Annotated in this window: 20 protein-coding genes; 14 read left to right on the forward strand and 6 right to left on the reverse strand. The window is 65.6% G+C overall.

Annotation, left to right across the window (positions count from 1 at the left end; translation table 11 throughout):
- Positions 1-77 precede the first annotated feature (77 nt).
- Positions 78-878, reverse strand: a complete 801-nt coding sequence (otnI, locus tag D9M09_RS07110) for a 2-oxo-tetronate isomerase (RefSeq protein ID WP_121668923.1) — start codon at positions 876-878, stop codon at positions 78-80.
- A gap of 233 nt (positions 879-1,111) precedes the next feature.
- The gene (locus tag D9M09_RS07115; protein WP_121668924.1) at positions 1,112-2,503 is read right to left on the reverse strand and encodes a DEAD/DEAH box helicase; all 1,392 of its coding nucleotides are present in this window, start codon (positions 2,501-2,503) and stop codon (positions 1,112-1,114) included.
- Between the two features lie 290 nt (positions 2,504-2,793).
- Here D9M09_RS07115 and D9M09_RS07120 point away from each other — a divergent pair, with 290 nt between their 5' ends.
- From D9M09_RS07120 to D9M09_RS07135, 4 genes are all read left to right on the forward strand, one after another.
- Positions 2,794-4,515 (forward strand): methyl-accepting chemotaxis protein, encoded by a 1,722-nt coding sequence (locus D9M09_RS07120; RefSeq protein WP_121668925.1) that lies wholly within the window; start codon positions 2,794-2,796, stop codon positions 4,513-4,515.
- Positions 4,516-4,614: 99 nt separating this feature from the next.
- Positions 4,615-4,992: a BlaI/MecI/CopY family transcriptional regulator gene (locus D9M09_RS07125; protein WP_099409880.1), complete on the forward strand. Its 378-nt coding sequence runs from the start codon at positions 4,615-4,617 to the stop codon at positions 4,990-4,992.
- 3 nt (positions 4,993-4,995) lie between these two features.
- Positions 4,996-6,423, forward strand: a complete 1,428-nt coding sequence (locus tag D9M09_RS07130) for a M23/M56 family metallopeptidase (RefSeq protein ID WP_121668926.1) — start codon at positions 4,996-4,998, stop codon at positions 6,421-6,423.
- 74 nt (positions 6,424-6,497) lie between these two features.
- Positions 6,498-8,642: a TonB-dependent receptor plug domain-containing protein gene (locus tag D9M09_RS07135; RefSeq protein ID WP_121668927.1), complete on the forward strand. Its 2,145-nt coding sequence runs from the start codon at positions 6,498-6,500 to the stop codon at positions 8,640-8,642.
- A 15-nt stretch (positions 8,643-8,657) separates the two neighbouring features.
- Here D9M09_RS07135 and D9M09_RS07140 read toward each other — a convergent pair whose 3' ends face one another.
- Positions 8,658-8,912, reverse strand: coding sequence for a hypothetical protein (locus D9M09_RS07140; protein ID WP_070224954.1), 255 nt, complete (start codon positions 8,910-8,912; stop codon positions 8,658-8,660).
- 218 nt (positions 8,913-9,130) lie between these two features.
- Between D9M09_RS07140 and D9M09_RS07145 the strand changes: the two genes are divergently transcribed.
- Together D9M09_RS07145 and D9M09_RS07150 are read left to right on the forward strand one after the other, a co-directional pair.
- Positions 9,131-9,784, forward strand: coding sequence for a hydrolase (locus D9M09_RS07145; RefSeq protein WP_070224955.1), 654 nt, complete (start codon positions 9,131-9,133; stop codon positions 9,782-9,784).
- A gap of 67 nt (positions 9,785-9,851) precedes the next feature.
- Positions 9,852-11,702 (forward strand): amidohydrolase, encoded by a 1,851-nt coding sequence (locus D9M09_RS07150; RefSeq protein ID WP_121668928.1) that lies wholly within the window; start codon positions 9,852-9,854, stop codon positions 11,700-11,702.
- Positions 11,703-11,716: 14 nt separating this feature from the next.
- Here D9M09_RS07150 and D9M09_RS07155 read toward each other — a convergent pair whose 3' ends face one another.
- From D9M09_RS07155 to D9M09_RS07165, 3 genes are read right to left on the reverse strand one after another with little or no spacing between them, the layout of a single operon-like run.
- Positions 11,717-13,057: a vWA domain-containing protein gene (locus tag D9M09_RS07155; protein WP_121668929.1), complete on the reverse strand. Its 1,341-nt coding sequence runs from the start codon at positions 13,055-13,057 to the stop codon at positions 11,717-11,719.
- Entirely contained in the window at positions 13,057-13,662 is a 606-nt protein-coding gene (locus tag D9M09_RS07160) for a TadE/TadG family type IV pilus assembly protein (RefSeq protein WP_070312945.1), read from the reverse strand. The genes D9M09_RS07155 and D9M09_RS07160 overlap by 1 nt, the downstream gene beginning before the upstream one ends.
- Complete coding sequence (locus D9M09_RS07165; RefSeq protein ID WP_070224959.1) at positions 13,662-14,150, reverse strand: TadE/TadG family type IV pilus assembly protein; 489 nt, start codon at positions 14,148-14,150, stop codon at positions 13,662-13,664. The genes D9M09_RS07160 and D9M09_RS07165 overlap by 1 nt, the downstream gene beginning before the upstream one ends.
- Positions 14,151-14,708: 558 nt before the next feature.
- Between D9M09_RS07165 and D9M09_RS07170 the strand changes: the two genes are divergently transcribed.
- The 8 genes from D9M09_RS07170 (at position 14,709) to D9M09_RS07205 (ending at position 21,761) form a co-directional block, all read left to right on the forward strand.
- Complete coding sequence (locus D9M09_RS07170; protein WP_230505922.1) at positions 14,709-15,401, forward strand: LuxR C-terminal-related transcriptional regulator; 693 nt, start codon at positions 14,709-14,711, stop codon at positions 15,399-15,401.
- Between the two features lie 201 nt (positions 15,402-15,602).
- Positions 15,603-15,776: a Flp family type IVb pilin gene (locus D9M09_RS07175; RefSeq protein ID WP_071650303.1), complete on the forward strand. Its 174-nt coding sequence runs from the start codon at positions 15,603-15,605 to the stop codon at positions 15,774-15,776.
- 116 nt (positions 15,777-15,892) lie between these two features.
- Positions 15,893-16,453: an A24 family peptidase gene (locus D9M09_RS07180; protein ID WP_121668931.1), complete on the forward strand. Its 561-nt coding sequence runs from the start codon at positions 15,893-15,895 to the stop codon at positions 16,451-16,453.
- 63 nt (positions 16,454-16,516) lie between these two features.
- Positions 16,517-17,350: a Flp pilus assembly protein CpaB gene (gene cpaB / locus D9M09_RS07185; RefSeq protein WP_070312942.1), complete on the forward strand. Its 834-nt coding sequence runs from the start codon at positions 16,517-16,519 to the stop codon at positions 17,348-17,350.
- Between the two features lie 25 nt (positions 17,351-17,375).
- Positions 17,376-18,884 (forward strand): type II and III secretion system protein family protein, encoded by a 1,509-nt coding sequence (locus D9M09_RS07190; protein WP_121668932.1) that lies wholly within the window; start codon positions 17,376-17,378, stop codon positions 18,882-18,884.
- A 9-nt stretch (positions 18,885-18,893) separates the two neighbouring features.
- Positions 18,894-19,166 carry a hypothetical protein gene (locus D9M09_RS07195; RefSeq protein WP_070224963.1) on the forward strand — a complete coding sequence of 91 codons (273 nt, stop codon included), beginning with the start codon at positions 18,894-18,896 and terminating at the stop codon, positions 19,164-19,166.
- Between the two features lie 37 nt (positions 19,167-19,203).
- The gene (locus tag D9M09_RS07200) at positions 19,204-20,364 is read left to right on the forward strand and encodes an AAA family ATPase (RefSeq protein ID WP_070224964.1); all 1,161 of its coding nucleotides are present in this window, start codon (positions 19,204-19,206) and stop codon (positions 20,362-20,364) included.
- A 50-nt stretch (positions 20,365-20,414) separates the two neighbouring features.
- The gene (locus D9M09_RS07205; RefSeq protein WP_430886694.1) at positions 20,415-21,761 is read left to right on the forward strand and encodes a CpaF family protein; all 1,347 of its coding nucleotides are present in this window, start codon (positions 20,415-20,417) and stop codon (positions 21,759-21,761) included.
- Positions 21,762-21,766 lie beyond the last annotated feature (5 nt).

Here is a 21,766-nt window from a genome sequence, read left to right on the forward strand (position 1 = left end):
ACAGGAAATACTGTATGGAAAGGTATTGTCGTGCCGGCCTGTGTTGCCCGCCTTGTGCGGGCGCAAGCGCGCTGCGATCAGGCGCCTGTTGTGCCCGTGGTGGTGGTCAATTGTTCGCGCCAGCCCAATCCAGCCACGGTGTCGCTGGCGGGACGGTATTCGCAGCCGACCCAGCCCACGTAGCCGACCTGGTCGAGCAGCTTGAACAGGTGGCGGTAATTGATCTCGCCCGTGCCCGGTTCGTGGCGGCCCGGCGTGTCGGCGATCTGGATGTGGCGGATCAGGGGCAGCAGGGCGCGGATAGTGTTGCTCAGCTCGCCCTCCATGCGCTGCATGTGATAAATGTCGTACTGCAGGAAGATATTGCTGCGCTGGCAGTCGGCGATGACGTCGGCCGCCTGCTGACTATGGTTCAGAAAGTAACCGGGCATGTCAAAGCGGTTGATCGGCTCGATCAGCACGTTGATGCCGTGCGGACGGCATGCGTCGGCCGCAAATTGCAGGTTGCCGATCAGGCTTTGCCGCGCACGCTCCAGGCTCATGCCGGGCGGCACGATGCCGGACATGCAGTGCAGCTGCTTCGCCCCCAGCGCCAGCGCATAGTCGAGCGCCAGCTGCACATTCGTGCGGAATTCCTCGCCCCGGCGCGGGTCGCAGGCGATGCCCCGTTCGCCGTGCTCCCAGTCGCCGGGCGGAAAGTTGAACACGGCCAGCTGCAGATGGTGGCGTTCCAGCCGCATGGCGATCTGCCGCGCCTCGACGGCATAGGGAAACAGAAACTCGACGGCATCGAAGCCCGCTTCCCTGGCGGCGGCAAAGCGGTCGAGGAAAGGCAGTTCGGTAAACATCATGCTGAGGTTGGCAGCGAAGTTCGGCATGGCGGCACGCAGGTGAGGAAGATGGATACTATCCTAGCCCAAATTGCCAATCAGTGGCGTGCATGAAAAATGCGCCCGCCAACCAGGTTGGGGAGCGCATCTCAAGAAAGATAAACGGGGTCTGAAAGCGTAGCGAGCGGGAGTGATATTGCGTCGAGTAGCGCAGCCGTACTGGAGTACGGCGAGCAACGCAAACGCAATAGCGCCCCGCGCAGTAGCTTTCAGGCCGCGTTTTAGCGGCCGCGGCCGCCGGAGCGGTGGTTGGCGGCCGAACGCGGCGCATTGCCCGAACGGTTGCCGCCGCCACCGCCGCCCGATGGGCCGCCACCGCCGCCCGATGGGCCGGCGCTGCGTGGCTTGGCGCCGCTGCCGCCCGTTTTCACGCGCACCACGGCGCCGGCTGGCGCGCGGCTGTTGTTGCGGTGGCCGCCGGTGCCGCTGCGCAATTGCACAGGCTGGGCGCGGGCGTTCAGGTCCGGCTCGAAGCCCGGGATGACTTCGCGCGGCAGGGTTTGCTTGATCAGCTTTTCGATGTCTTTCAACATTTCGTGCTCATCCACGCAGACCAGCGACACGGCTTCGCCCTTGGCGCCGGCACGGCCCGTGCGGCCGATACGGTGCACATAGTCTTCCGGAATGTTCGGCAAGTCGTAGTTGACGACGTGCGGCAACTGGTCGATATCGATACCGCGCGCGGCGATGTCGGTGGCGACCAGCACTTGCAGGGTGCCATCTTTAAATTCCGACAGGGCGCGCGTGCGCGCCGACTGGCTCTTGTTGCCGTGGATGGCCAGGGCGCCGATGCCGTCCGCGCCCAGCTGCTCGACCAGTTTATTCGCGCCATGCTTGGTGCGCGTAAAGACCAGCACTTGCGTCCAGTTGTTCGACTTGATCAGGTAGGACAGCATCGGGTGCTTCTTGTCGCGGTCGACGGGATGGATCTTTTGCTTGATCACTTCTACGGTCGAATTGCGGCGCGCCACTTCGATCATGGCCGGCTTGTTCAGCAAGCCGTCGGCCAGGGCCTTGATCTCTTCCGAGAACGTGGCCGAGAACAGCAGGTTCTGGCGTTTCGGCGGCAGCACGGCCAGCACTTTCTTGATGTCGCGGATGAAGCCCATGTCGAGCATGCGGTCGGCTTCGTCCAGGATCAGGATTTCCACTTTCGACAGGTCGACGGTGCCCTGACCCATGTGGTCGAGCAAACGGCCAGGCGTGGCGACGAGAATGTCGACGCCATGCTTGAGCTGCTTGATTTGCGGGTTGATGCCGACGCCGCCGAAGATCACGGTGGAGTTCAGCTTGGTGTACTTGCTGTAGGCGCGCACGCTTTCCTCGACCTGCGCGGCGAGTTCGCGCGTCGGTGCCAGGATCAGGGCGCGGATCGGGCGCGTCGAGGTGTTGCTGGTGATGGCAGCGCCATTCGTGTCGGTCGACAGGCGGTGCAGCACGGGCAGGGTAAAGCCGGCCGTCTTGCCGGTACCGGTTTGTGCACCGGCCAGCAAGTCGCCGCCAGCGAGCACGGCGGGAATCGCCTGCGACTGGATCGGGGTCGGCACGGTGTAGCCGTGTTCGGTAACGGCACGTACGATAGCGTCGGACAATCCGAGGGAGGAAAAGGACATGGTAACTTTATTGTGAGATCGGCCTGTCGCCATCGTGGGGCGCCAGTCGCAGGCAATCAGATTAGGGGTCGAAAGACAGCGGCAAGGGGACTGGTCATATGTGCCGCACACGCGAAGTATAACAGCATGGCAAAAAACCGCCGAGTTTGTTTAAAGTATGCAATACCACAGGTAAAAGAAATACATGGCCACGGTGCGCCTTTGCATGCCGTTTTTCATTATTATTGCCTGTAGCACTCCATCTGCGGGACTCGCCGTGGCGCCGGGGTGTTCACTCCCGGAGGACTATCATGCGTATTGCCGATCTTCGCATCGCCACCCGCCTGTACGGCGGTTTTGCCACCATCGTCCTGTTGCTGGCCGCCCTGGTCACCGTCGCCACATTGAACGTCTCGCGGCTGGCCGACGCCAATGCCATCAATACCCACACTTACCAGGTACTCGCTGAAAACAGCGCGATCCTGGAAAGCCTGATCAATATGGAAACGGGGCAGCGCGGCTATGTGATCACGGGCGCGGAGGCCTCGCTGGAACCGTACAAGGCGGGGCAGGCCGCGTTCGGCGCGCACCTGGACAAGGCGCGCGCCCTGACCAGCGACAATCCTGCCCAGCAGGAGCGCCTGGCGAAGCTCGATGCCGCCAAGCAAGCCTGGCTGGCCGGCGCGCTCGAACCCGTGATCGCCATGCGGCGCGCCGTGGCGCAGGGCACGGCGGCCATCGAGCCCGTGCTGGCGCTGGAAAAGGAGGGCCGGGGCAAGCAGGGCATGGATGCCATGCGCGCATTGCTGGGCGAGATCGGCCAGGCGGAAACGGTGCTGCTGGCGCAGCGCTCGGAAGCGGCGGCGGCCTTGCAGGCGCGCACGCACTGGACCTTGCTGGGCGGCGGCGCGGCGGCGCTGATCCTGGCCGCCCTGATCGCCTGGTGGCTGGCGCGCAACATCAGCGGGCCGTTGCGTTCAGCCATCGACGTGGCCAGGCAGGTGGCGCAGGGCGACCTGACGGTACAGGTGGAAGTGCGCTCGAAGGACGAGACGGGTGAACTGATGCAGGCATTGAAGGAGATGACGGCCAGCCTGCTGCGCATCGTCACCGAGGTGCGCGGCGGCACGCAGGCCATCGCCACGGCCTCGCGCCAGATCGCTTCGGGCAACCTCGACCTGTCGGCGCGCACGGAACAGCAGGCCAGTTCGCTGGAAGAGACGGCCTCGTCGATGGAAGAACTGACCAGCACGGTACAGCAGAACGCGCAGAATGCCCATGAAGCCAACGGTCTGGCCGCGTCGGCTTCCACCGTGGCGGGCAAGGGCGGCAGCGTGGTAGCGCAGGTGGTCGATACCATGGGTTCGATCAACGACTCGTCGCGCAAGATCGTCGACATCATCGCCGTGATCGACGGCATCGCCTTCCAGACGAATATCCTGGCCCTGAACGCGGCCGTCGAGGCGGCCCGGGCGGGCGAGCAGGGGCGCGGTTTTGCCGTCGTCGCCACGGAAGTGCGCAACCTGGCCCAAAGATCAGCCGGCGCAGCGAAGGAAATCAAGGCCCTGATCAACGACTCGGTGGCGCAGGTGGAGAGCGGCGCGCGCCTGGTCGACGAGGCGGGCCACACCATGCACGAGATCGTCGACAGCGTGCACAAGGTCAGCAGCATCGTCGGGCATATCTCGTCTGCCAGCGATGAGCAGCGGGCCGGTATCGAGCAAGTCAACCAGGCGATCAGCGAAATGGACCATGTGACCCAGCAAAACGCTTCATTGGTGGAAGAGGCCGCCGCGGCTGCGGAAGCCATGCAGGAGCAGGCGGCGCGGCTGGCCGATGCGGTGAGCGTGTTCAGGACGGCGCAGGTGGACGCCATCGCGGCGCCGGCACCCCGGCCCGCCGTGCGCCGTCCCGTGCCGCCCAAGGCGGCGCGCGCGCCTGCCCGCCTGAGCGTCAAGCCCGCAGCGCCCCATGCGCCGCAAGTTCCAGCCGGCAAACAGCGTCCGGGGGACGATGAGTGGGACGAGTTTTAGCACAGGCGCCCAGTGCATGCGACAGTTGTCGCAAATACCGCTTGCATGCGTGTGACTGTTGTCGCATAATTGTGTCAACAGTCACTCAAAGGATGCACCATGAGCACGCCCTCCGTCACCGAACTGTCGTTATTGAAAGCCTTGTGGAAAGACCACCCGCTGTCCGCGCGCGAATTGCATGCCCGCGTGGAAGAAGAGCTGGGCTGGTCTTTTTCGTCCACGCGCAAGACGCTTGAGCGCATGCTGGACAAGGGCATGCTGCTGCAGCGCAGCGTGCACGGCGTGCTCGTGTATGAAGCGAACGTGGACAAAGTGGCCACCCTGGCCGCGTTCGCCCACGACTTTGGCCGGCGCGTGATGGAAATCGACAGTCCCTTGCCGGTCAGTATGTTTACGGGCAGCAAACTGGTGGACCAGCAGGAGCTGGCGGCGCTGGAGCTGCTGCTGCAGGACTGGCCGCTCGAGGGAAAGGAATAAGCGATGCTGCTGTTTTCTCTCACGCTGTTGCAGGCCAGCGCCGTCTGTCTCGTGACGGGCCCGCTGCTGTGGGCATTGCTGAGCCTGGCGCAACGGCGCTGGCCCGCGCTGGCGGCGCAGCGCTGCGTGTGGCTGGGCGCTCAGCTGGTGCTGGCCGCCGTGTTTGTGCTGCCGCTGCTGCCCGACACGCGCCAGCTGAGCGTGGTGCCCGAGCTAAGCGTGCCCGTGTTCCTGGCCAGCGCGGCGCCCGACGCGCCGATGGCCGTGGCTGCGCCGGTTGCCGGGCTGCCATCCGCTGCTTCCTGGCTGGCCCTGGTGCCGTCCGCCTGGGGCCTGATCTACCTGCTGGGCGTCGCTTGCGCAGCCTGGCGCTGGCAGCGTGGCCACGCCATGTTGCGCGCCTTGCTGCAGCTGGCGCAGCGCCGCCGCCTGCATGGCATGGACGTGCTGGAAGTGGACGCGCCGATCTCGCCGATGCTGGTGGGTGTGTGGCGGCCGCGTTTGCTGTTGCCGGCGCACCTGGCGCAATTTACGCCGGAACAGCGGCAGCTGGTGATCGCCCATGAGCTGACCCATGCCCGCCGGCGCGACCCCGTGCTCTTGCTGCTGGCCAATCTGCTGCAGGCGCTGCTGTGGTTCAATCCGGCCGCGCGCTGGCTGGCCGGCCAGCTGGCTTGGGCGCAAGAACTCGGTTGCGACCGCCAGGTTCTGGCCGGCCGCCCCGCGCGCCAGCGCCAGCAATATGCGGCGGCCCTGGTCCGGCAGCTGGGATTGCAGGCGCAGCCGCTGCCGGGGCTGGCTTTCGGCGGCGGCAGCATGGCCGAGCGCCTGCTGCGCATGCGTGACGGGCAGACACGCCCGCCTGCGGCCCTGCGGGTGCTGACGCCGCTGCTGCTGTGCGCGATCGGCGCGGCCAGCCTGGCGCTGCAGCCGGCATTGGCGTGGGCCGTGGCAGCCGCACCGGCAACCCTGCCCGCTGCGCCGGCGACGGCGCCAGCGCTCTGGCGCAATCCCCTCGATACCATGCGCGTGACCGGCTTCTTTGGCGTGGTGCGCCAGCTGACGCCGCAGGGCCATCGCGGCATCGATCTGGGCGCCAGGCGCGGCACGCCCGTGCATGCGGCGGCCGACGGCATCGCCAGCGTCAGCGAAGATGCGCGCCTCGGCAAGGTCGTGCGCATCGACCATGGCGGCGGCGTCGAGTCGCTGTATGCCCATCTCGACCGGGTCACGCTCACGACCGGCATGGCCGTCACGGCGGGGCAGGCCATCGGCACCGTGGGCGCCACCGGCCTGGCGACGGGGCCGCATCTGCATTTCGAGGTGATCCGCGACGGGCGCTTGCAGGACCCGCAACAGTGGCTGGCCGGTCTCGATGCCAACGCCACCGCGCGCGCCCTGCGCACGCGCAAGGAGCAGTTCGGCCATTAGCGTGAGCTGGCCGCTGGTCGGGTGAGCGCGGGAACGCGCAAGCCGACACCACCACAACCCTTTCAGGATTCTCCATGCGATTGAGTATTGTATTGTGCAGCTTCGTGCTGCCGTTGACGGCGCACGTCCGTGCCGAAGACATTCTCCCTTCCGTGACGGTCCATGCCGGTAAAGTGGAGCAGCGCCGCAACGACACCGTCGCCGCCATCGTCGTCGGCCACGATGAATTGATACGCCAGGGCGACCGCGTGCTGTCCGACGCCCTGAAGCGCCTGCCCGGCATTTCCATCGGCGGGCCGTCCGGCGCGGCTGCGGGCGCCGCTGGCGGGCAAATCCAGATGCGTGGCCTGGGCCAGGGCTATACCTTGATCATGCTCGATGGCGTGCCCGTGGCGCCCGGCTTTTCGCTCGACGCGCTGGACCCGGAACTGGTCGAGCGCGTGGAAATCATGCGCGCCGCCACGGCAGAATTTTCCACCCAGGCGATCGCCGGTTCCATCAACATCGTGCTGAAAAAGTCGGGCGGGCGGCGCGAACGCACGTTCAAGCTGGGCGCGTCCGCCAGCCATGGCATGCCCGCCGGCAGCGCCACCGTGCAGTGGTCGGACAAGGATGGGCGCCGGTCGTACGCGCTGGCCGGCACGCTCAGCCATACGGGACGCGAAGCGCTGCTCGACGAGTGGAGCCGCGAATTCGACACAGCGGGCGCGCCCACGGTGGTGCGCCACGTGCCGCTCACCGAGCGCGTGACGAGCGACGCCATCGAACTGGCGCCCCGCGTGCAATGGGCGCTGGCGGGGGAGGGCAGCCTGGCCTGGCAAAGCCTGGTCAACGTGCGCCGCCTGGCCAGCCGCCGCCATGCACAGGAAACGGCTTACCTGGGCGGCACGACCGCCTATCCAGAGAACCAGGCCCATTTCAACCAGGACAGCAGCACCGTGCGCAGCGACCTGCACTGGCTGCGCAAGCTCGACCATGGCGCCAGTCTCGACGTGAAGCTGGGCGCCAGCATCAATCACCGCGCCAATGATTATCAGTTCCTGGGCCGCGGCGCGGCGCCGGGACAGGGCATCACGCGCCTGGTCGATTCGGGCCTGGACGAGGTGGGCGTGCAGGCGAGCGGCACCTACCGCCGCGCGCTGGGCGAGCACCACACGTTGGCGGCGGGCTGGGATGCCGGGCACCGGCGGCGCACGGATTTTCGCCGCGAACGCCAGCTGGAGCCGGGCGGGCGGCCCGTGCTCAGGGACGAAGACTATGCGGCCACGGTGCGGCGCCTGGCACTGTTCGCGCAGGATGAATGGGAACTGTCCGCGCATTGGTCGCTGTACCTGGGCTTGCGCTGGGAAAGCTGGCGCACGGCCAGCGCCACGGGCGGCGGCGAGCCGGTCGACGTGCGCGCGCAGGTATGGAGTCCCTTGCTGCAAAGCCTGTGGAAGTCCGGCGGCAAGCAGCAGGTGCGCCTGGCCGTTACGCGCACCTACAAGGCGCCGCAGATTTTCGAGCTGATCCCGCGCCCGTACACGGTCGACAATGGCAACAGCCCCACGAATCCCGACACCCAGGGCAATCCGGCGCTGCGCCCGGAGCTGGCGTGGGGCCTCGATGCCGCCTATGAATACTATCCGGGCGCGGGCGCCATGCTGGGCGCCAGCGCCTCGCTGCGGCGCATCAGCGACGTGATGCTGGAGCGCCTGTACCAGGACAACGGGCGCTGGGTGAGCACGCCCGTCAACCATGGCCATGCCGGCGTGCGCTCGATCGCGCTGGAAGCGAAGCTGCCCTTGACGGCGCTGTGGGCGGGCGCTCCCGCGCTGGACTTGCGGGCCAACGTGGCGCGCAACTGGTCGAGGCTCGATGCCGTGCCCGGCCCCGATAGCCGCCTCGACAGCCAATTGCCGTGGAGCGCCAACGTGGGAGGGGACTACCAGCTGGCCCGCCTGCCCCTGAGCCTGGGCGTCGACCTGAATTACCAGGCGGGCGGGCGCTCGCGCGAGTCCGGCCAGCTGCTGGCCTGGCAGGGCGGCAAGCGCGAACTCGATATGTACGCGCTATGGAAAGTCAGCGACAGGCTGCGCCTGCGCCTGTCGGGCGCCAACCTGCTGGGGCAGGATTACCGCACGCGCAGCCTGTATGCGGATGGCGCGCGCAGCCTGCTGCGCACGGTCGATACGGGCAGCTACCGCACCTGGCGGCTGATGCTCGAGGGAACCCTGTAGCCAGCTGTAGCCAGCCTAGTCGTCGATCTCGTCGACGGTGTAGCTGACGCCCTGCGCCTCGAGGTAGCCGCGCACGGCGTCCAGGCCGTGCCACGGGTCGGGGCGCAGGTGCTGGCATATATACAGGCCGGCGTCCGTCAGCCTGGCGTCGGTGTCGGGCATGGCGGCGCCGGTTACGCGCGGCGCCTGCGGCAGTGCCGCCAGCAGCTGTTCGAGGTGCTGGCGCTGGCGCGGCGCCAGGCTGGCCGCGATCCTGAATTCAAATCCCATGTTTTCTCCTTGATTGACAGGCCGCCGCAGCGGCTATTTTTCATTATCGAAAAAATTGCACATATCTTGGCATTCTTTCCGTTTTTGTTTTCAAAGTATCTCGTCCATACTGCATAGCACTGGCCCGGCACACACAGCGTGACGCAAGGGCAGGAGCAGAAATGCCGTACAAGGACCTCTCTTTTTTATATTCAATTATTTTCACTAAGGAAAACATCATGCCTATCGCCACCGCCCAAGCCGCCCACAAACTGCTGACTCCAAACGATCATACCCTGATCATGATCGACCACCAGTCGCAGATGGCGTTCGCCACCCGTTCGATCGACCTGGCCTTGCTGCGCAACAATGCGGCCCTGGTGGCCAAGGCGGCGGCGCAATTCAAGGTGCCGACGATTCTGACGACGGTGGCCGCCAAATCGTTCTCCGGCCCTATTTTTGACGAGATCCAGTCCGTCTTCCCCGAGCAGGCGCCGATCGACCGCACCAGCATGAATACCTGGGAAGACGCGCGCATCGCCGACAAGGTCAATGGCTACGGCAAGGGCAAGATCGTGCTGGCCGGCCTGTGGACATCCGTCTGCATCGTGGGCCCTGCGCTGTCGGCGCTGGAGCAGGGCTTCGAGGTGTACGTGATCGCCGACGCCAGCGGCGACGTCTCCGACGAAGCCCATGCGATGGCCATGCAGCGCATGATACAGGCGGGCGCGCAGCCCATGACGTCCGTGCAATACCTGCTGGAACTGCAGCGCGACTGGGCCCGCGGCGAGACCTACAACGAGACGGTGGCGACGGCCGTGGCGCACGGCGGCGGCTATGGCCTGGGCTTGATCTACGCCAAATCCATGTTCAACGCCAGCGAAGGCCATTGATTTTTCACTGACTCCGGCTCTGCCGCCCGCCGGCGGGGCCGTGTTTTCACCTGATCCGGGAGTTCCCATGCACGCAAACACGATCTTGCTCAATGGCCGTTTCCACACGGTCGACAGGACGCAGCCGCTGGCGTCCGCCGTCGCCATCGCCGATGGCAAATTCCTCGCCGTGGGCGACGTCGAAGACGTGATCCGTCATCGTGGTCCCGCCACGCAGCTGATCGACCTGGCTGGCCGCACGGTGATTCCCGGCCTGAACGACTCGCACCTGCACCTGATCCGCGGCGGCTTGAACTACAACCTGGAACTGCGTTGGGAAGGCGTGCCCTCGCTGGCCGACGCCCTGCGCATGTTGAAGGAACAAGCCTTGCGCACGCCGAACCCGCAATGGGTGCGCGTGGTGGGCGGCTGGACGGAATTCCAGTTCGCGGAAAAGCGCATGCCCACGCTCGATGAGATCAATGCAGCTGCGCCCGACACGCCCGTTTTCATCCTGCACCTGTACGACCGCGCCTTGCTCAACCGCGCGGCCCTGCGCGCCGTCGGCTACGATAAAAATACGCCGAACCCGCCCGGCGGCGAGATCGTGCGCGATGCATCGGGCAATCCCACGGGCTTGCTGATCGCCCGGCCGAACGCCATGATCCTGTATGCGACCCTGGCGAAAGGCCCCAAGCTGCCGCTGGAATTGCAGGTGAACTCCACGCGCCAGTTCATGCGCGAACTCAATCGCTTGGGGCTGACCAGCGCCATCGACGCGGGCGGCGGCTTCCAGAATTATCCGGAAGACTACGCGGTCGTCGACGAGCTGGCGCAAAAGGAGCAGCTGACCATCCGCATCGCCTACAACCTGTTCACGCAAAACAAGGGCGCGGAATTGCAGGACTTCCAGAAGTGGACGGGCATGGTGAAACCCGGCGATGGCACGGATTACTATCGCCACAACGGCGCCGGCGAAATGCTGGTGTTTTCCGCCGCCGACTTCGAGGATTTCCTCGAACCGCGCCCCGAGCTGGCGGCCGGCATGGAGGATGAGCTGGAAAAGGTCGTGCGCCACCTGGTCGAACAGCGCTGGCCGTTCCGCCTGCATGCCACCTATGACGAATCGATCGGCCGCATGCTCGACGTGTTTGAAAAGGTCAACCGCGACACGCCGTTCGGCGGCCTGCACTGGCTGTTCGACCACGCGGAAACCATCAGCCCGAAAAATATCGACCGCGTGAAAGCGCTGGGCGGCGGCCTGGCCATCCAGCACCGCATGGCCTTCCAGGGCGAGTATTTCGTCGAGCGCTATGGTGCCGAGGCGGCCAAGGCCACGCCGCCCGTGCAGCGCATGCTCGACGCGGGCGTGCCCGTCGGCGGCGGCACGGATGCGACCAGGGTGGCCAGCTACAACCCGTGGACGGCGCTGTACTGGCTGGTATCGGGGCGCACCGTGGGCGGCCTGGCCCTGACGGATGCGGCGGGCAGGTTGCCGCGCGACACGGCGCTGGAACTGTGGACGGCGGGCAGCGCCTGGTTTTCCAGCGAGCAAGGCAAGAAGGGGCGCATCCGCGAGGGCATGCTGGCCGACCTGGCCGTGCTGTCGGCCGATTACTTTACGGTGCCGGAAGAGGCGATCAAGTCCATCGAATCCGTGCTGACCATGGTGGGCGGCAAGGTCGTCTACGGCCAGGCGGAATTCACGACCCTGGCGCCGCCGCCCATTCCCGTGCTGCCCGAGTGGTCGCCCGTGCGCACGGTGCCCGGTCATTACCGGCCCGCGGCCAGGCCGGCGCAAGCCATGCTGCCGCACCAGTGCGCGGGCGCCTGCGGCGTGCATGCGCATGCGCACGACTGGGCGCGCAAGTCGGCCGTGCCGATCAGTGACTTTTCCGGCTTCTGGGGCACCTTGGGCTGCAGCTGTTTCGCCTTCTAGAGGGCGGCCTGGCCTTATTTGGAAATGCGCAGGATGGCCGAGGCGAGCCGCGTGAAACATGGGCTCAGCTCGCTTTCGGTGGCCGCATAGCAGTACAGGCCCACGGGTTCGGCCGGCTTGCGGCAAGCCGCTTTTGCATCGGTGGTATTGGCCAGGCAGCGCAGCAAGTCTTCGCCCAGCTCGTTGTCCGGCCCTTCCTTGGCCTTCAGCGAGGCGCCCATGCCCAGGGTAAAGACAAAAATGCCCTCCTGGCGCGCTTTTGCCGCCATCGCCTCGACCAGGTTGCGCGAGGCGCGGTGCACATTCGTCCATTGCGCTTGCGCCGTTGCGGTGGAAGCGGTCACGACGCGGGGCGTATTGGTGACGATGGGAAACTCGCGCAGCGCCGCGTCATTATTCGCGTTATACCATGCGGGAAGTCCGGTGATCTGACTGGCGGCGCAATCGCCGTATTGGAGCGAGTCGCTCACTTTCATCCTGTACAGGCCCGCCAATGCCGGGTTTTGCAGTTTCGGAAAGGTGGCGAGGCCGCCTGCGTCCTTGCATTTGTTGTCCTTGTTGGGGAAGTACGCGGAAAACGCCGCTGGCGAGCCATCGGAAAAAAACACGATGACGCGCAGGCTGGAGCGGTTGACCTGCGCGATGTCGTTCAGCTGTTTGCGCGCCTGGAACATGCCGGCGGAAGAATTGGTGCCGCCGACAAACGAGAATTGATCGATCTTTCCATTTTTCATGGTCATGCTGTCGCGGTCGAAACCGCGCTCGACCTGCCTGATCGGGATATCGATTTGCGCTTCCGAAGCGAAATGCAGCAAGCCGACCCGGTCGACCGTGGAATTGAATTTGTTCAGGAAGGACTTGCCTGCCGCCCGCACGGCGTCCGCATTGTTTTCCAGCGAACGCGACGTGTCCATCACCAGCACCATGTCCAGGTCCTTGCGGATGGTTTGCGCGCTGGCGGACACGTTCAGGGTCTTGAAACCGAGTACGCCCATCAGCGAGACGGGCAGCGAGGCGGTGGCCGAGACGTCGATGGTGACGGTACCCCTGTCGAACACCACGCCGACGGGATCGAGGACCGGCGTTGAGAGCAGGAAGTTGTCCGGATAATTGATGTCGAAAAACTCCCTGGCCGCCTGGCGCGCGCTGTCCCGCTGTTCCGCTTCCGAATTGCCCGCGGTAATGCCGCGCGCCGCCGCCAGGCTGGCCGCGTCGACGGCCGCATTGAGCTTGGCCTTGACGAAGTAGCCGAGGGCGGAATCGACGGCCAGGCCCACCGAGGCGATCAGGACGACGGCCGACAGCGCCACCATGATCAGCACTTGGCCGCCTTGCCGCTTGTGTGGAATGCGCATCAGAATACCGTCATCGAAGTGAGGTTGGGGCCCAGCACGGGCGTCGTGCTGTTGCCAAAGTTCAGGGTGCCGAACAGCATGTCGAAATCGTAGAACGTTTCCACGGCGTAGATCAGTTCGCCATCGGCCAGCTGGTTCTGCATCAATGCCACCGTGGGGGCATGCTCGTCCTTGGCGATGCCGGTGCACGTGCCGTTGCTCCAGCTGCCGCATTGCCATACCTGGCTGGCGGGCAGGTAGCCGCTGGCCCTGGCGCCGGCATCCCAGCGGTATTGTTCCAGCACGATATTGCGCAAGCCGTTCTTTGCCGTGTAGCCCATGATCTTGGTGATGTAGATCATGCCGCGCTTGTTCATGTCCAGCGGCGGCGTGCTGGCGGCCAGCGCATTCATGATGGCCTGGCCCGAGCCGCTCAGGTCGGACGTGGAGCGCGAGGCCAGGTTGGCGCCTTCGCGGCTGATGTTGAGCAGGATGGTCTTGGCCTGGATGGCACGCGACAGGTCGGCCAGCATGAACAGCAGCAGCGCCAGCAGCGGCAGAACGATGGCAAATTCCACGGCGGCGATGCCGCGCGCGGCGCGCGGCGCAGGAGGGCGGGCGCGCATCACAGGCCGCCAAAGCTTTCATTGCGCATGGTGGCGGCCACCACGAAATGCGCCTGGCCGTCGCGGAACAGGGCCCGGATCATCGGCGTGGCAAACGCCCAGCGGCAATCGACGGAGATGACGACGATATCGCCGGCCTGGCCGAACATGGCGGCGCCGACCGCATCGCTGCCGTTGACGGAGATCACGGGGCTGACCTTGTCATACATGCCCATGGAGCTGTCGCGTATTTTTTGTATCACGGCCTGGTAGCGCTGCTGGTTGGCGCTGTCGGGGTCGAGGTCTTTGGCCCCCGTGACGGCATAGCGCGCGCCTTCGCGCACCGCGTGCTGCATGGTCATATTGGCAAAATACGCCATGCTCAATTCAATGATGCCGATTATCAGCATGAGAAACACCGGCGTTATCAGGGCCAATTCCAGCAAGGTGGCGCCGCCCTGTCCGCTTTGCTTGCGGAATATAGGGGAATCGGCCTGTTTTAAACGCATGGGATTAATCCGGTTAGGTGCCGCGATGAAGAATGTCGAGCGGATGGTATTACGCCATTTGACTGGCGATTATTCTATATCGATTTTCAAGGGCATGTCTTCCCATTAAATTATTACAGGTCAAGATAATCGTAATTAAGCGCCTTATTTCAAGTGTGCGGCCCCCGTCCCTACAGGGCCGGGAGTAATATGCGCGGGTATGAAAACAGGCTTGGTGTCAGGATTGTCCTGCGTGCAGGCAAAGACTTGTTTTGCAAGGTGATGCAATAAAAATGCTGCAATGTAAGCAACAGCAGCGATGGCAGCAGCGATGGCGCGCCGGCGGTGCGCCCGCCCTGGCCGCGCTGTCCATCCATCGGCACTCGCCCGGCGTGCGGCGACCGCTGGCGTGGGTCACGCACCGCGTTTGCGCGTGCCGGCCCAAGGCCTCTTCCTTCGTGCCCCCATGACTTCCTCCCCTGCGCGCGGCAACAGAGGCGCGCGCGGGCGAGGCTGGCAATCCGATTCGGATCAACAACATTCCCCGAAGGGAATGGGTTACACGTTAAGAGGTAAAGCATGTCAACAAAAAATGTCATACGCGTCATGCTGGTGTCGGACCACAAAACCTGGCTGTGGGGCCTGGAGCAGCTGCTCGCCGGCGCCCAGCCGGCAATGCAGGTGGTGGCCAGCGCCACCGAGATCGACGGCGCGCTGCTGCTGGCCCGGACCCTGTGTCCCGACGTCATCGTGCTTGACGCCGATCTGGGCTGCGGCGGCGCCTGCGCCATCGATTATCTGCCGCAGCTGCTCGGCAATGGCGTCTCGCGCGTATTGCTGTTCAGCGGCACGCAGGACCAGGCCGAGTGCGGACGCGCCGTGCGCAGCGGTGTGCGTGCGGTGGTGGGCAAGGAGACGCCCGTCAAGCAAATGGTCGACGCCATCGCCCGCCTGCATCAGGGCGAGTTGTGCCTGGCTCCGGCGCTGCTCGACAGCATGCTGGGGGTGCTCAACAAGCCGGAAGCGGCACCCGATCCGGAAGAGCAGCGGATCGCCAGGCTGACGCTGAAGGAGCGCAAGATCGTTGCCATGATGGTGGAGGGAAATGGCGCGCTGAACCGTGCAATAGCCCAGCGCGCTTTTATCTCGGAGCAAACCTTGCGTAATCATCTGACATCGATCTACAGCAAGCTCGATGTCACCAACCGCCTGGAATTATATGTGTACGCCACCCGCAACCGGCTGGCCGAGTCCCTGCCTGCGGAGGGATAGTACATATGTCCTGAATGTGGACAAAAAATTAAGATGGTTTGTACTGCGCATAAAATGACTTTTCTCTGATTCGATTTAATGTTTGTTTATATAAAATACACGCATCAGAAATTGGCAAATAAAAACAAGGTGAATGTTTTTATTTTCAGACTGTATTTTCAGTTTTTATCATGTTTAAAACTTGACCTGAAAGGGAATAATATGAATTTCATTAAAAACTTTATCGCCGAAGAAGATGGCGTGACCGCCATCGAATATGCGCTGATCGCTGCGCTGGTGGCGGCGGCGCTGGTCACGGCCGTCGGCTATTTCACCACCGGCCTCGATGGCGCCTTCAAGGCCATCGGCACCAAGTTGACGGGCGCGGCGATCTAAGACGCCCGCCCACCGCGCTGCACCCCGGCATGCCAGCTGCCCATGCGCACTGGCCTGCCGGCTTCCCGCCCAACGATGCGCATCCCGTCATGCGCTCGGCTTGCATCAGGTACACGATGGACCCTCATTCTTTCTGGACGTTCAGCCCCGCCATAGTCTTGTGGGGGCTGCTGGCCGCCGCTGTCTGGCATGACGTGCGCCGCCGGCGCATTCCCAACCGGCTGGTCTTTTCCGGTGCCTTGCTCGGCGTGCTGCTCAACAGCCTGGCGTTGCCAGGGCTGACGCCGGCCGGGCCGTGGCTGGCCTTGGGCGGCTTGGCCGTCGGCCTGGGCTTGCTGCTGCCCATGTATGCGCTGAAGGCGCTGGGCGCGGGCGACGTCAAGCTGATGGCGATGGTGGGGGCGTTTCTGGGCCCGCGCCCCGCCGTGTTTGCCGTGCTGTGCAGCCTGCTTGCTGGCGGCGTGCTGGCGCTGGCCGTCGCCCTGTGCCAGGGCACGCTGCGCCAGGCCTTGGCCAATGCCCGGCAATTGCTGCTGCAAGGCTGGCTGCGCGCCGCGGCAGGCGAGGCGCCGCAGGTCGGCCCGCCCGCGCTGGCAAGCGGCAGCCTGCCGTACGCGATCGCCATTGCCGCCGGCACCGCCATCAGCCTGGCCTTGGCGGCCGGCGGCCATGCATGACGCGCCGGGCAGCGATATGGCCGCGTGCGCGCGGAAACCCATGTTTCACCAAGAGGATAAATCATGAGAAATAGCCGCGTTGCGATCGTGCTGCTGCTGGCGTTGCTGATGGCGGGCGGCGCCGTGCTGGCGGCCGCCCGCTGGATGTCAGGGCAGGGCGCGCCGGCCAGCCAGACGGTGATGGTCGCGCTGGTCGATATCGGCGTGGGCGCGAAGGTGACGCCGGCCATGCTGCGCGGCATGGACTGGCCGGCGGGTGCCATGCCGCCGGGGGCGTTTGGCGAGGCCGGCGCGCTGGACGGGCGCATCACGCGCAGCGCCGTCAGCAGGGGCGAGCCTGTGCTGGAAAGCAAGCTCGCGCCGCCCGGCGCCACCGGTGGCCTGTCGGCCATCGTCGCTGCCGGCAAGCGCGCCATGACCGTGCGCGTCAACGACGTGGTGGGGGTGGCCGGCTTCGCGCTGCCGGGCAACTTCGTCGACATTCTCGTGCATACGCAGGATGACCGCGCCAGACCGGCGGGTGGCGGGCCGCTGGCCATTTCCAAGATCGTGCTCGAACGCATCCTGGTGCTGGCCGTGGCGCAGGAATCCGGCCGCGACGACAACAAGCCCAAGGTGGTCAACGCCGTGACCCTGGAGCTGACGCCGGAGCAGGTGGAAAAGCTGGACCTGGCGCGCAGCGTGGGCAGCCTGTCGCTGGTGCTGCGCAACCAGGTCGATCCGGCGCCCGCCGACACGGGCGGCGCCACCAAGGAGTCGCTGCTGGAATTGAAGGCGCTGGCGCCCGCGGCGGCGCCCGTGCGCGCGGCGCGGCGTCAGACGGCGCCGGCACGCGCTGCCGCGCGCGACAGCGTCACCGTCATCAAGGGCATGGATACCAGCGTCCAGCAATTTTAAATCAGCAGGCAAGCAAGGATGATCGATGAATACATTTCGTAAGCACGCCTCGAGTGCGGGCATGCGCCTGGCCCTGGCCTTGGGCGGCGCGGCCGCGGGCCTGGCCTGGCCCGGCAGCGCCGGCGCGGCGGCGCCTTCCCGGCAGGCCGTCATGACGCCAGTCGCGGCGCCGCCCATGTCGCTGGGCGCCGATATCGCCCGCCTGGGCGCGCCCGTGCGCATCGCCGTGGGCAAGTCCACCTTGCGCAGCCTGAGCCTGCCGGTGTCGCAGATCGCCGTCAACGATCCGCGCGTGGCCGGCGCCAGGATGCTGGGCTCGTCCAGCCAGCTGTTCGTCTGGGGCCTGGCCCCGGGCAGCACCAACCTGATCTTGTGGGACCGGCAGCAGCGCCCCGTGATCGTCGATATTGAAGTCGAGATCGATGTCGAGGGCTTGCAGGCGCAGCTGGCCTATGTCTTCCCCGGCGAGCATGCCGTCAAGGTGGGCGCGGCCGGCGGCAGCATCGTGCTGTCGGGGCAGGTCAGCGACAGCGTCAAGGCCAGCCAGATCCTCGAGATGGCGCAAGCCTATGCCAAGCGCGGCGCGGGCGAAGCGGCGGCGCCGGCCGACGGCGCCGCCAGCACTGCCAATGCCGCCGGCGGCGTCAAGGTCATCAATATGCTGACGGTCGCGGCGCCGCAGCAGGTCATGCTGGAAGTGAAAATTGCCGAAGTGTCGAAGACCCTGGTCGACCAGCTGGGCGCCAGCGTGGGGATCAGCGGCACGCGCGGCAACTGGAGCTACGGCCTGTTGTCGAACTTGCTCAGCGGCCACCCCAGCCAGCTGGGCGCCGTCAACGGCAAGAATGGCAACGGTCTCACGCTCGATGCGCAAAAGCGCGACGGCCTGGTCAAGGTGCTGGCCGAACCGAACATCATGGCCATCAGTGGCCAGGAAGCCAGTTTCCTCGCGGGCGGCAAGATTTTCATTCCGGTCGCGCAAGACAGCACCACCAACAAGATCACGCTGGAAGAAAAGGAATTCGGCATTGCCGTCAAGTTCACGCCCACCGTGCTCGAAGGCGGACGCATCAACCTGAAGGTGGCGCCGGAAGTGTCGGAGCTGAACCGCGAAGGCATCGGCATCACCACCGGCGGGGGCGCCGCCGCCAACGCGGTGCTGCCGGCCTTTACCACGCGGCGCACCACCACGACGGTGCAGTTGTTCGATGGCCAGAGTTTTGCCGTCGGCGGTTTGATCAAGAACAATGTGACGACCAATATCAAGGCCTTGCCCTTCCTGGGCGAGATCCCCGTGCTGGGCGCGCTGTTCCGCAGCAGTGATTTCCAGACGGACCGCACCGAGCTCGTCTTCATCATCACGCCGCACCTGGTCAAGCCACTCGATAGTGAAATCGTGCTGCCGACCGATGCCTACGTGGCGCCCAGCCGCGGCGAGTTCTTCTTGCAAGGAAAAATGGAAGGCGCCGCCGCGCCACGGCCGCGGCAGGACGCGGCCACGCAGACAGCGCCGGCCGATCCGGACATTCAATAGGAGCACATCATGCAGCATGCCGTTTTCCTCCCCGTACTGCTGGCCGCCCTGGCCGCCAGCGGCTGCGCCGCCACGCCGAATCTGGACCGCCAGTTCGGCCACAGCGTCGCGCAGCTGCGCCAGCGCCAAATGCTGTCGCCGCAGGCGGGCGCGAACCGCGACCCCGTGGCCGGCTTGGACGGCAAGGCCGCCCAAGCCGCCTACGCGGCGTACCAGAAAAGCTTTGCCGCACCCGCGCCGCAAGCGGCCGCCTTCACCATCGGCGTCGGGGCGCGCAAGTGAAGCTGGCACCGTCACCACAGAACCAGCAAGGCCTATCGTGAAAATCGCCATCAATTCCAGGGATGAAAAAACACTGTCCGCACTGGGCCAGCTGTTGCGCGGCCGCAACCGGCTCGACGAGATCGATGCGGGCGGCGAAACGCTCGAACCGCTGCAGGCGGCGCAGTCGCCGCCCGACGTGCTGATCTTCGACCGTCCATCGAACGACGGCGCCGACCTGGCCGCCATCGAGCGCCTCAGCAACCTGCATCCGCGCATGGCTTTCATCGTGCTGTGCCACCAGCAGCCGCCCGAATTCCTGCTGCAGGCCATGCGCGCGGGCGTGCGCGACGTGCTGCCGTTTCCCGCCGCGCCGGCCAGCCTGTATGCGGCGCTCGAACGCATCGAGGAAAAGCTGGAGCGGCGCGAGCATGGCAATGGCAAGGTGCTGGCCTTCATCTCGTGCAAGGGCGGCAGCGGCGCCACCTTCATCGCCAGCAACCTCGGTTATGCGCTGGCCGCCGGCGGCCAGCAGCGCGTTGCCCTGATCGACATGAACCTGCATTTTGGCGACGCCTCGCTGTTCGTCTCCGAGAACAAGCCGCTGGCCACGCTGTCGGACGTCACGCGCGACATCCACCGGCTCGATTCCTCGTTCCTGGGATCGAGCATGCTGCACATCCTGCCCAACTACAGCGTGCTGGCCGCGCCCGAGGATCCCGCCCACGCCAGCGAAGTGGCGCCCGAACACATCGACGCCATCATCCGGCAGGCCAGGCGCCAGTACGATTTCATCGTGCTCGACGTGGGCCGCAACCTCGACGCGGTCAGCGTGCGCGCGCTGGACCACGCCGACATGATCTTTCCCGTCCTGCAGGCGACCTTGCCCTACATCCGCGACGGCAAGCGCCTGCTGGGCATGTTCCGCTCGCTCGAATACGCCAGTGACAAGGTGCATATCATCGTCAACCGCCACGACAAGGGCGGCGAGATCCGCCTGCGTGACCTGGAAGCGGCGTATGGCACGGCCGTCTACCGCACCGTGCCCAATCACTACGCCTCGGCGGCCGCCTCGGTCAACCAGGGCGTGCCGATTTTACAGCTCGACAAAGCCAGCCCGATCACGCGCTCGCTGCAGGAATTCGCCGCCAGCCTGGCCGGCGGCGCGGCCAGCACGGCGCGCCAGGGCTGGCTGGGCCGCGTCCTGCGGCGCGCCTGATCCACATCCCAGAACAGGAGCATTTCATGGCTAGTTCCCCCATCGCCGCCTTGTCCATCCGCGAACGGCTCGGCAGCGCCAAGATCGCCGCGCTCGCGCCGCAACGCATGGCGGTCATCGACAACCGCGGCTACCGCGACCTCAAGCTGCGCATCCATGGGCTGCTGCTCGAACGGGTCGACCTGGAAAGCATGCAGCGCCTGTCGCAGGAGCGCATCCGCGAAGAATTGCGCGGCCTGGTCGAGCGCTTGCTGGATGAAGAGGCGGTGGTCATCAACGAGGCCGAGCGCAGGAGCCTGACGCGCGACATCCAGCACGAGATGCTGGGCTTCGGCCCGCTGGAAACCCTGCTGTCGGACGCCAGTGTGTCGGACATCCTCGTCAACGGCCACCAGCAGGTCTATGTGGAGCGCGGCGGCCGCCTCGAGCTGACCGACGTGTGCTTCGACGATGACGCCCACCTGATGAAAATCATCGACAAGATCGTCTCGCGCGTGGGCCGGCGCATCGACGAATCGAGCCCCATGGTCGATGCGCGGCTGCCCGACGGTTCGCGCGTGAACGCCATCATCCCGCCGCTGGCCATCGACGGCCCCGTGATGTCGATCCGGCGTTTTTCCGTCGATCCGCTGCGCCTGGCCGACCTGGTCGCCTACCGCAGCATGACGGCGGAAATGGCCGAGGTGCTGCAGGGCCTGGGCAAGGCGAAGATGAATATCCTCATTTCCGGCGGCACGGGCAGCGGCAAGACCACCATGCTCAACGTGATTTCCGGCTTTATCGGCCAGACCGAACGCATCGTCACGGTGGAAGACGCGGCCGAACTGCAGTTGCAGCAGCCGCACGTGGTACGGCTGGAAACGCGTCCGCCGAATATCGAAGGCAAGGGCGAAGTGAGCCAGCGCGCGCTGGTGCGCAATGCGCTGCGCATGCGCCCCGACCGCATCATCCTGGGCGAGGTGCGCGGCGCCGAGGCACTCGACATGCTGGGCGCCATGAACACGGGCCATGAAGGCTCGATGGCGACCATCCACGCCAACACGCCGCGCGACGCCATCACGCGGCTGGAAAACATGATCAGCATGGCGGCGGCCAACCTGCCCAGCAAGGCCATCCGGCAGCAGATCAGCTCGGCCGTGTCGGTGGTGGTGCAGGTGTCGCGCCTGATCGACGGCAAGCGCAAGGTGACGTCGATCCAGGAAATCACGGGCATGGAAGGGGAGGTCATCACGATGCAGGAAATCTTCAGTTTCCGGCAGACGGGCGTGGCCGAGGGCGGCGCGGTGGTCGGGCATTTCTCGGCCAGCGGCATCCGCCCGCGCTTTCTCGAACGCCTGAACAGCTTCGGCATCGGCGTGTCGGCCTCGCTGTTCGAACCCACCGCGGCGGGGCGCTGACCCGC

Origin of the sequence: Janthinobacterium agaricidamnosum, from assembly GCF_003667705.1 — a bacterium.
Classification (GTDB): Bacteria; Pseudomonadota; Gammaproteobacteria; order Burkholderiales; family Burkholderiaceae_D; genus Janthinobacterium.

Excerpts from the sequence above, each read along its gene's own strand:
- otnI (WP_121668923.1), bottom strand. The coding sequence starts at position 878 with ATGCCGAACTTCGCTGCCAACCTCAGCATGATGTTTACCGAACTGCCT.
- D9M09_RS07115 (WP_121668924.1), bottom strand. The coding sequence starts at position 2,503 with ATGTCCTTTTCCTCCCTCGGATTGTCCGACGCTATCGTACGTGCCGTT.
- D9M09_RS07120 (WP_121668925.1), top strand. The coding sequence starts at position 2,794 with ATGCGTATTGCCGATCTTCGCATCGCCACCCGCCTGTACGGCGGTTTT.
- D9M09_RS07125 (WP_099409880.1), top strand. The coding sequence starts at position 4,615 with ATGAGCACGCCCTCCGTCACCGAACTGTCGTTATTGAAAGCCTTGTGG.
- D9M09_RS07130 (WP_121668926.1), top strand. The coding sequence starts at position 4,996 with ATGCTGCTGTTTTCTCTCACGCTGTTGCAGGCCAGCGCCGTCTGTCTC.
- D9M09_RS07135 (WP_121668927.1), top strand. The coding sequence starts at position 6,498 with ATGCGATTGAGTATTGTATTGTGCAGCTTCGTGCTGCCGTTGACGGCG.
- D9M09_RS07140 (WP_070224954.1), bottom strand. The coding sequence starts at position 8,912 with ATGGGATTTGAATTCAGGATCGCGGCCAGCCTGGCGCCGCGCCAGCGC.
- D9M09_RS07145 (WP_070224955.1), top strand. The coding sequence starts at position 9,131 with ATGCCTATCGCCACCGCCCAAGCCGCCCACAAACTGCTGACTCCAAAC.
- D9M09_RS07150 (WP_121668928.1), top strand. The coding sequence starts at position 9,852 with ATGCACGCAAACACGATCTTGCTCAATGGCCGTTTCCACACGGTCGAC.
- D9M09_RS07155 (WP_121668929.1), bottom strand. The coding sequence starts at position 13,057 with ATGCGCATTCCACACAAGCGGCAAGGCGGCCAAGTGCTGATCATGGTG.
- D9M09_RS07160 (WP_070312945.1), bottom strand. The coding sequence starts at position 13,662 with ATGCGCGCCCGCCCTCCTGCGCCGCGCGCCGCGCGCGGCATCGCCGCC.
- D9M09_RS07165 (WP_070224959.1), bottom strand. The coding sequence starts at position 14,150 with ATGCGTTTAAAACAGGCCGATTCCCCTATATTCCGCAAGCAAAGCGGA.
- D9M09_RS07170 (WP_230505922.1), top strand. The coding sequence starts at position 14,709 with ATGTCAACAAAAAATGTCATACGCGTCATGCTGGTGTCGGACCACAAA.
- D9M09_RS07175 (WP_071650303.1), top strand. The coding sequence starts at position 15,603 with ATGAATTTCATTAAAAACTTTATCGCCGAAGAAGATGGCGTGACCGCC.
- D9M09_RS07180 (WP_121668931.1), top strand. The coding sequence starts at position 15,893 with ATGGACCCTCATTCTTTCTGGACGTTCAGCCCCGCCATAGTCTTGTGG.
- cpaB (WP_070312942.1), top strand. The coding sequence starts at position 16,517 with ATGAGAAATAGCCGCGTTGCGATCGTGCTGCTGCTGGCGTTGCTGATG.
- D9M09_RS07190 (WP_121668932.1), top strand. The coding sequence starts at position 17,376 with ATGAATACATTTCGTAAGCACGCCTCGAGTGCGGGCATGCGCCTGGCC.
- D9M09_RS07195 (WP_070224963.1), top strand. The coding sequence starts at position 18,894 with ATGCAGCATGCCGTTTTCCTCCCCGTACTGCTGGCCGCCCTGGCCGCC.